This is a genomic window from Vibrio sp. 704 (genome assembly GCF_033339295.1).
The window spans coordinates 1-777 of sequence record NZ_JAWOUH010000337.1; the positions used below are offsets into that span (position 1 = coordinate 1).

General features: G+C 48.8%; 1 protein-coding gene. It reads right to left on the reverse strand.

Going from position 1 to position 777, the window contains the following annotated elements; all coding sequences use genetic code 11:
- On the reverse strand, positions 1 to 777 hold a 777-nt coding region (locus R7R24_RS26305), incomplete at both ends, for a hypothetical protein (protein WP_318120062.1).

The window sequence follows — 777 nt, forward strand, 5'->3', positions numbered from 1 at the left end:
ATCTCTTTGTTAACGGCTAGATTGCTGCCTTCCGGTGTCACGCGAGCTGTCGCGAAGTTCGTGCCGTCGTATTTCGGCGTCGAAGCAATTTGATCCAAAGCGTCTGGGCGAATACGTGACTTCATCACAAACTCAATCCAACCGCCCGGCGCAATAGATAGAACTGGAATATCGATATCCGCATTTGCACCACCAACAAAGCCGCCGATATCCGTCGTTGCTTCACCAGAAGTTTTCACGCTCACTTCCCATCCGTGCGCAGCAAACGCAGGTAAACTCTGCGCGTCTGATTCTCCAGCCGCATTTTGTGCCACTCGGACTTTGATGCTAGAGAATAACTCTTGCAGTGATTTGTTGTACTCCAGCCCTTTACCATTGTTTTGGAGGCGCAGACGGTACACGATATTTTCACCACTAGACGTGTGATTGTACGTCAGCTTTTCGCTTGATAAAGACGAATCCGTGTACGCTTTATGGGATTTGCTTACCTCAGAAGGCAGCATGTTGGCTGGCTCAGCAACTAGGTTATGACTGTTATCGATAACCGCCACGTTTAAGATTTGGCCAACCGCTTTCTCGCTGATCTTTGCTTTCACCGTATATTTGATGAAAGTGCCGCCAACAGCGAAACTATTTGCTGCAAGGTTAAACTGGGTGTCAATATCGCGGTTATCCGTGACCGACCCCGGCTCACTGATACCACTGGTATCGGTTTGAGTCGTGATGATCCAAGAGTCAAACGCAGCACCCATCGATCCATCTAAGTATTGGGTTTTG